This window comes from Pseudomonas sp. DrBHI1, from assembly GCF_002205115.1.
GTDB classification, from domain to species: Bacteria; Pseudomonadota; Gammaproteobacteria; order Pseudomonadales; family Pseudomonadaceae; genus Aquipseudomonas; species Aquipseudomonas mosselii.
Map to the genome: position 1 here is coordinate 8,429 of NZ_NIBE01000042.1, position 6,155 is coordinate 14,583.

Here is a 6,155-nt window from a genome sequence, read left to right on the forward strand (position 1 = left end):
ACGCAAGAACTCCGCTCGGCCTCCTGAAGTCGCAATTGGCGTTGCCTGAACTATCGCGCGCTTAGAAGCAAGAGCAAGAGCAAGAGCAAGAGCAAGAGCAAGAAATGCGAAGTTATTTGTTTGACCATTAGTTATGTATTGGCTGTTCCGGCCCTTTCGCGGGGCAAGCCCGCCCCTACAGGGTTATATATAACGACGAATATTGCGTGGGAGCGGGCTTGCCCCGCGATACAATCGAGAGATCAATTAAATTTCAACTAGCGACAGCTGCGCCAGTCCAGGCGCCGCTCGTAACTTCGCGACTTCAGGAGGCCGAACGGAGGTCTTGCGCAGGGAGGTGACGGGCATGGATGCCCGTCAAGCGCTGGGGCCCAGGATGGGCCCTGCAGCGCGGTCCTCCCCGGAGCAAGGCCGGATGAATGGAGCGCAGCGTTTTTTGGTTACTTTTGTCCGGCCGGCGCTCCGGGCGTTTGACAAAAAGTGACCCGCCGTAAGGGCGGAAAGGTGAATAAGCGTCGACATCGCAAATGAATGCGCCTACAACTTCCAAAAACAACCAACCCAACTAAAACCAACTAAAACCAACTAAAACCAACTAAAACCAACTAAAACCAACTCAGGCAGGCAAAACCGGCTCAGACAACCCCAACCGCCGAGCAACATACAGATCTATCAGATACCGAGCAATCGACCGCCCCGCCGGCAAAGGCGGCAACTCATGCACATTGAACCACCGCGCATCCTCGATCTCATCCGCCTGCATGACAATCTCCCCCCCAGCATACTCGGCATGAAACCCCAGCATCATCGAATGCGGAAACGGCCAGCACTGGCTACCAACGTACTGGATGTTTTTCACCTCCACCGCCACCTCCTCACGCACCTCGCGCACCAGGCAGTCCTCGGCCGACTCCCCAGGCTCCGCGAACCCCGCCAGGGTGCTGTAGACCCCGGTGACGAAGCGCGGCGAACGGGCCAGAAGCACCTCGTCCCCGCGAGTAATCAGCACGATCATGCTCGGTGAAATCCGCGGATAGCTGCGCAAGTCGCAGGGCTGGCAATACATCGCCCGCTCCCAGCGAATCTGCGTCATGGCCTGCCCGCAACTGCCGCAGAAACGGTGCTCGCGAGCCCAGGTACCGATCTGCGCGGCGTAACCGAGCACCTTGTAGGTATCGAAGTCGCCCTCGAGCATGAACCGGCGTAGCCCCTGCCAGTGGCAACCCGGCACCTCACCGGCCCCGCGCAGTTCCAACAGGAACACCGGCTGGCCATCGAAATGGCCGATACCATGCTCGCACAGCACGTCCAGGTCCTGGCGCTTGAGCCAGTCGCGGGGGAACAGCGCGCCGTTGGCGTCCACCAGGAACCCTTCCGGGCTGCGGGCGACGGCCAGCCCCCCGGTGATCTGCGGGTCGAGTACTGCGGTTGTCCAGCGTGCTGACATGGTTCGGGTCCCTTGATGGCGCCCGCCACTGTCCAGTCAGTCGGCGAACGTCGGTTGCTGTTTGCTCATGTGCGCGGCCATGGCCACACGCAGGTCTTCGGACTGCAGCATGGCGGCGTTCCAGGTGGCGATGTACTCCAGGCCATCGTCGATGCGATGGTCACGCATGTAGCTGATCATCTCCTTGGTGCCGGCCACGGCGATCGGCGATTTTGCGGCAATCTCGCGGGCGATGGCAAAGACCCCGTCGAGCAGCGCCGCCTGGTCATCATAGACGCGGTTGACCAGGCCAATGCGCAGCGCCTCCTGGGCGTCGACCCGGCGGCCGGTGTAGGCCAGCTCGCGCATGATGCCGTCGCCGATGATACGCGGCAAACGTTGCAAGGTGCCGACATCGGCGGCCATGCCCATGTCGATCTCCTTGATCGAGAACTGCGCGTCAGCGGCGCAGTAGCGCATGTCGCAGGCCGAAACCATATCGATGGCGCCACCGATGCAGTAGCCCTGGATCGCCGCCAGCACCGGCTTGCGGCAGTTGTCCACGGCGTTGAACGAGCCTTGCAGGCGCAGGATGGTGCGGCGCATCACCCGGGCGTTGCGGCCGACGTCCTTGCCCAGTTGCTGCGCCAGGGTGGCCAGCATCGTCAGGTCGATACCGGAGGAGAAGTGCTTGCCAGCGCCGCTGATGACCACCACGCGCACCGCGTCGGTGTCGTCGATCCATTGGAAGATCTCGACCAGTTCTTCCCAGAAGGCGGCGTTCATCGCGTTGATCTTGTCCGGGCGGTTGATCTGCACGTGGGCGATGTTGTCAGTCAGTTCGACCTTGAACGCGGTGTATTCGGTCACGAGCGGCACTCCTGTGGGAAAAGGGTTCACAACGCCGGATCTTAGCGTACCCGCAAGGCTGCACATGTGCCAAAAGCCGGACTGGATGACTTGCACCCCGAGGCGCGATACGGCACCTTGCGCCACTGCTGAATCAAAAGGATACAAATTCATGTCCCGTTCTCTGACCGGCACCCTCGCCCATGGTTTCCTGGGCCAGTCGCCGCGTTGGTACAAGGCCATCATCTGCCTGTTCCTGGTGCTCAACCCGTTGCTGCTGGCGACCCTTGGCCCGGTGGTTACCGGCTGGGTGCTGGTGATCCAGTTCATCTTCACCCTGGGGATGGCGCTCAAGTGCTACCCGCTAATGCCCGGCGGCCTGCTGCTGGTCGAGGCGCTGCTGCTGCGCATGACCACGCCCGAGGCCCTGTACGAAGAGCTGCAGCACAACTTCCCGGTAATCCTGCTGCTGATGTTCATGGTCGCCGGCATTCACTTCATGAAGGAGCTGCTGCTGTATCTGTTCTCGCGGATCCTGCTGGGGGTGCGTTCCAAGGCGATACTGAGCCTGCTGTTCTGCGTGCTCTCGGCGTTTCTCTCGGCGTTCCTCGACGCCCTGACCGTGACCGCGGTGATCATCAGCGCCGCGGTGGGATTCTATGCGGTGTACCACCGGGTCGCCTCGGGCACCAACCCACGGGAGGAGTCGGCGCTGGACAGCGACCACCAGGTCGAACAACTGCACCGCGACGACCTCGACCAGTTCCGCGCCTTCCTGCGCAGCCTGCTGATGCACGGCGCGGTGGGCACGGCGCTGGGTGGCGTGTGCACCCTGGTAGGCGAGCCGCAGAACCTGCTGATCGGCCATGAAATGGGTTGGCACTTCGCCGACTTCTTTCTCAAGGTCGCGCCGGTGTCGATGCCGGTACTGGCGGCAGGCCTGGCGACCTGCGTGCTGCTGGAGAAGCTGCGCCTGTTCGGCTACGGCACGCTGATGCCCGAGCGTGTGCGCCAGGTACTGGCCGCCTACGCCGCCGAGGACGACGCCGCGCGCACTCCGGCCCAGCGCATCGCCCTGGTGGTGCAAGGCTTGGCCGCGTTGATCCTGATCGTCTGCCTGGGCCTGCACATCGCCGAGGTCGGCTTGATCGGCCTGATGGTCATCGTGCTGATCACCGCCTTCACCGGCATCACCGACGAGCACCGCCTGGGCCGCGCGTTCCAGGACGCCATGCCGTTCACCGCGCTGCTGGTGGTGTTCTTCGCCGTGGTCGCGGTGATCCACCAGCAGCAACTGTTCAGCCCACTGATCGCCTGGGTGCTGGCCCTGCCCAGCGAGCAGCAGCCAGGCATGCTGTACCTGGCCAACGGCCTGCTGTCGGCGATCAGCGACAACGTGTTCGTCGCCACCATCTACATCACCGAGGTCAAGCAGGCGTTCGTCAATGGCGCAATGAGCCGCGAGCACTTCGAAACCCTGGCGGTGGCGATCAACACCGGCACCAACCTGCCCAGCGTGGCCACGCCCAATGGCCAGGCGGCATTCCTGTTCTTGCTGACCTCGGCGATCGCGCCGCTGGTTCGACTGTCCTATGGACGCATGGTGTGGATGGCCTTGCCCTACACCGTGGTCATGGGTGGCCTGGGCTGGTGGGCGGTGACCTACTGGCTGTAGCCGAACCCTCTGCAGGAGTGGCTTTAGCCGCTCCTGCAGGCGACCGCGCCTTTTCCCGTTTTCTCTCCTCCCGCGCCCCCCATCCGTCGAGCCCTGACTATCGTTCAGCACTGCTGTCGATTCTCGCCAACCCCGTTCGACTATCCAGCACACCCACCCGAGGAGATTCATCCCATGCGCAAGCTCATCGTCGCCGCCTTCATCACCCTCGACGGCGTCATGCAGGCCCCCGGCGGTCCGCAGGAGGACACCAGCGGCGGCTTCACCCATGGCGGCTGGATCCCGCCGTTGGCCGACGAGGCCTTCGGCCAGGCCATGCAAACCCTGTTCAGCCAACCGTTCGAACTGCTGCTGGGGCGGCGCACCTACGACATCTTCGCCGGGTTCTGGCCAGAAGTCGGGCCCGAGGCGCCGGATCGTCCGTTGGCCGACCTGTTCAATGGCGTGGCCAAGCATGTCGCCACCCACCACCCCGCATCCATCGAGTGGCAAAACAGCCACACGTTGGGTGCCGATGTGACAGGCGCGGTGCGCGCGCTCAAGCAACAGGACGGCCCGGCGCTGCTGACCCAAGGCAGCGGTGAACTGGTACGCCAGCTGCTGGCGGCCGGGCTGGTGGACGAACTGCGCCTGTTGATCCATCCCCTGCTGCTGGGGCGCGGCAAGCGCCTGTTCGGTGATGACGCACAGGCTGCAGCCTTCAAGCTGGTGGAATCGAGCAGCACGCCCAACGGGGTACTGCTGGCGCATTACGTGCGCAGCGGCGAGGTACAGACAGGATCGTTCTGAGCTCGGTCAGTCGAGCAGGCGGGCGATGGCGTTGGCGAAGCCTTGCGGGTCTTCGAGCATCATCAGGTGCCCCGCACGCGGCAGCACGGTAAAACTGGCCGCCTGCTCCTCGGCCCAGTGCGGTACATCCCAGCCAGCCCGTGAGTGTTCGCCGGCGACCAGGTGCACCGGTTTCGTGGCGAACAACGTGCGCAGCTCCACCAGATAACCTGGTAAGCCGGTCACCGCGACCACCGAGCGCGCCATGGCCTGCAGCGTGCCCGCGCCCTGGTGGGCCAGCCACTGGTCCGCCAGGGCCAGGCGCCCAGGATTGGCCACGATGCCGGAGCGGGCCAGCCAGGTAGAGGCATCGTCACGATAACCTAGCAGCAATGCCTCGGCCTCGACTGGGGCCATGCGCGCCACCGATGCCGACCAGAATGCATCCTTCAAGGTGAAGTTGCCCTCGACACTGATCACGCTCGCCACGCTGGCTGGATAGCGCCGGGCGAACAGCATCGCCACCACGCCACCCACGGAGTGGCCGAGCAGGTGCACATAGGGCAAGTTGCGCGCCAGCAGGATCTGCCGCAGGTGCTCGACCTGGGCGTCGATGTCGACCAGCGTCGATGGCGTGTCGTCCAAGCTGCCATAGCCGAGCAGGTCCGGGGCGAACACCTTCCTGGGTCGCAGGGTGCGCTGAAACGTCGGGTGATCCAAGCAGCCGATCAGGCCATTGAGCATTACCACGGGCGTATCCATAGCCTGCCTCGACACTGTGCTTGCGGGACCCGCAGCATGCGACCTGCCACGGTGATTGAACAGCACAATCCCATTGCGCCGCGCCAATGAGCGTTTTCCCGCATGCCCTTGTTATCATCCAGGTTCAACCGGGAGGGAACCGATGCTCGACATTCGCCGTGCCAGCCGCCACGACGCACTGGAAACCTACACCATCCGCCGCCAGGCAATCCTGCACCAGTGCGCCGAGGCTTACGGCGACACGCTGGCCCAGGCCTGGGCCGACGTACCGTTCACCGAGGGCTACGCAGCCCTGGTCGCCGACCATTTCCACCTTGCCTGCGTGGACGGCACGATCGTCGCCACCGGCATGCTCGACCTGCACAGCGGCGAACTGGGCGCACTGTTCGTACTGCCGTCGTTCATGGGCCAGGGCATCGCCCGCAGGATGGTCGAACACCTCGAAGGCATCGCCCGGGCCGAGGGCCTGGAAACGGTCAATCTGGATGCCACCCTCAACGCCGCCGCGTTCTATCGCCGCTGCGGCTACGTCGGCGAGGCACAATCGACCTACCAGTCGCCCTTTGGCCTCGAACTGTCCTGCATCCCCATGCGCAAGGCCATGGTCCGGGTATAAGATCAGAGCCCCCTGCCCCGGAGCCCCGTCCCATGCTGCCCACCGCCCCCTCCCTGCAC

The 6,155-nt window shown here is 63.9% G+C and carries 6 protein-coding genes; 3 read left to right on the forward strand and 3 right to left on the reverse strand.

The features are described 5' to 3' along the window. Positions 1 to 616 precede the first annotated feature (616 nt). A complete protein-coding gene (gene nudC, locus CC207_RS06725) occupies positions 617 to 1,447 on the reverse strand; it encodes an NAD(+) diphosphatase (RefSeq protein ID WP_088851775.1) in 831 nt (276 codons plus the stop codon). Between the two features lie 36 nt (positions 1,448 to 1,483). Further along, the gene (locus CC207_RS06730; RefSeq protein ID WP_028692407.1) at positions 1,484 to 2,296 is read right to left on the reverse strand and encodes a crotonase/enoyl-CoA hydratase family protein; all 813 of its coding nucleotides are present in this window, start codon (positions 2,294 to 2,296) and stop codon (positions 1,484 to 1,486) included. A gap of 151 nt (positions 2,297 to 2,447) precedes the next feature. On the opposite strand from CC207_RS06730, the gene nhaB reads away from it, so the two are divergent. Together nhaB and CC207_RS06740 are read left to right on the forward strand one after the other, a co-directional pair. Further along, a complete protein-coding gene (gene nhaB, locus CC207_RS06735) occupies positions 2,448 to 3,950 on the forward strand; it encodes a sodium/proton antiporter NhaB (protein ID WP_028692408.1) in 1,503 nt (500 codons plus the stop codon). Positions 3,951 to 4,124: 174 nt separating this feature from the next. Further along, positions 4,125 to 4,739 (forward strand): dihydrofolate reductase family protein, encoded by a 615-nt coding sequence (locus CC207_RS06740; protein ID WP_028692409.1) that lies wholly within the window; start codon positions 4,125 to 4,127, stop codon positions 4,737 to 4,739. A gap of 6 nt (positions 4,740 to 4,745) precedes the next feature. Here the strand turns inward: CC207_RS06740 and CC207_RS06745 are convergent, their stop codons facing one another. Continuing rightward, positions 4,746 to 5,480 (reverse strand): alpha/beta fold hydrolase, encoded by a 735-nt coding sequence (locus CC207_RS06745; protein WP_062361187.1) that lies wholly within the window; start codon positions 5,478 to 5,480, stop codon positions 4,746 to 4,748. Positions 5,481 to 5,622: 142 nt separating this feature from the next. Here CC207_RS06745 and CC207_RS06750 point away from each other — a divergent pair, with 142 nt between their 5' ends. Then, on the forward strand, positions 5,623 to 6,096 hold the full coding sequence (locus CC207_RS06750; RefSeq protein ID WP_088851776.1) for a GNAT family N-acetyltransferase: 474 nt from the start codon (positions 5,623 to 5,625) through the stop codon (positions 6,094 to 6,096). Positions 6,097 to 6,155 lie beyond the last annotated feature (59 nt).

Bases quoted from the DNA above. Each gene is read 5' to 3' on its own strand.
- nudC (WP_088851775.1), bottom strand. From the start codon at position 1,447: ATGTCAGCACGCTGGACAACCGCAGTACTCGACCCGCAGATCACCGGG.
- nhaB (WP_028692408.1), top strand. From the start codon at position 2,448: ATGTCCCGTTCTCTGACCGGCACCCTCGCCCATGGTTTCCTGGGCCAG.
- CC207_RS06740 (WP_028692409.1), top strand. From the start codon at position 4,125: ATGCGCAAGCTCATCGTCGCCGCCTTCATCACCCTCGACGGCGTCATG.
- CC207_RS06745 (WP_062361187.1), bottom strand. From the start codon at position 5,480: ATGGATACGCCCGTGGTAATGCTCAATGGCCTGATCGGCTGCTTGGAT.
- CC207_RS06750 (WP_088851776.1), top strand. From the start codon at position 5,623: ATGCTCGACATTCGCCGTGCCAGCCGCCACGACGCACTGGAAACCTAC.